At 29.8% G+C, this 1,243-nt stretch carries 2 protein-coding genes; one reads left to right on the top strand and one right to left on the bottom strand.

Annotated features, from left to right (window positions below):
- The coding region (locus tag CXF70_RS06630) for a helix-turn-helix domain-containing protein (protein WP_145990709.1) at nt 1-436 on the bottom strand (436 nt) is incomplete at its 3' end.
- 397 nt (nt 437-833) lie between these two features.
- On the opposite strand from CXF70_RS06630, the gene CXF70_RS06625 reads away from it, so the two are divergent.
- Nucleotides 834-1,243 (top strand): geobacillin-26 family protein (locus CXF70_RS06625; RefSeq protein WP_145990708.1); only part of this gene is annotated, 410 nt, incomplete at its 3' end.

Below are 1,243 nucleotides of genomic sequence, written 5' to 3'. Positions count from 1 at the left end.
CTTTTGAAAGTTTTATCCATATAGGTTCGACATAACTTCTTGCCTGCAGGATATCCTTATTTTGATTAAGACTAATTAACGCGGTGCAGATAATTTTAATATTTTCAAGGTCTATATTCTGTTGCTTATCAAGAAAGGTATCTATTTCTGCAATTATATTTTTTAAATCATCAGCACTATTATAAGAGGTTTTGAAAAATTTATTAATGATGTTCTTAGGTTGAGGAAGTTCATAATCATTGATAATGTATTCGAGTTCTTCAAGGGACATACTCAAACGATCAAGTATCTGAAGAAATGCAGTTGAATGAATAGTAGTTAAACCAGCTTCAAATTTCGAAAAGGCTGCTTGCGATAGAATTCCTTGTCCAACATATTTTTGAGATAACCCTCTGCTTTTTCTAATTTTTTTAATAGCATTGCCATAATTCTGCATAGTACCTCCAAGAGTTTCTTTTAAGAATATTTTGTTGGAATCTTTGTAATTAATTGTAATCTTAATTAAAGGTGGTGAACAGTATGGATTTGATAATTATGATAATGGATATTTGGTTTATTGGTGGAGGGTAAAAAATCTACATTATAAAATCTTTAGAATCAAAATTCTTAAATATAACTAAGTATGAATTAATTTTATGCTGGTAAGTAAATCCTTTGGGTATTTATTAAATAATATTCACAAATAATAAAGGCCATATCTCTATAGTGCTTAATCTATCATTAATAGAGAGTCTTATGTACAAATGTCATTAATAACTGCAGTACTCTAAAAAAGTTCTCGTTATAGAAATAGTTTAATTCGAAAATAAATTAATAATTAAGGGGATGAGAATATGATGAATTTCTTTAGTCGTTTAATGATAGTAGGGATGGTTTTAATTTTAGTATTTACAAGTTTGGCAAGTACTGGATTCGCATCTGAAAATGAAGTTACGAAGATAATTGAGGATAATGAAAATGAAAGGGTAGCAGAAACTACTGTGGACGGCGTATCGACTACAGCAACTTTTGACAAGGAACTAAATGTCCTTACAATTGAAGAAGAGGGAAAAGAACCAATCGTATTAAGCTTAGGCGAACTTTCTGATCAATACTTGGAAGAAGAAGCTCTTTCAACGAAATCAAAAGTTGTATCTGAAGGTGGTCTAGTCCCTTCTAAAGATAATCCTGAAGTTAGTATTTATGCTGCAACCACAAAACAAAATACATTTATTAATTATGAATATACCATTACACATAGTTC

Source organism: Planomicrobium sp. MB-3u-38, assembly GCF_002836425.1.
Taxonomy (GTDB): domain Bacteria; phylum Bacillota; class Bacilli; order Bacillales_A; family Planococcaceae; genus Planococcus; species Planococcus okeanokoites.
This window is presented reverse-complemented; position numbering and strand designations above follow the sequence as displayed.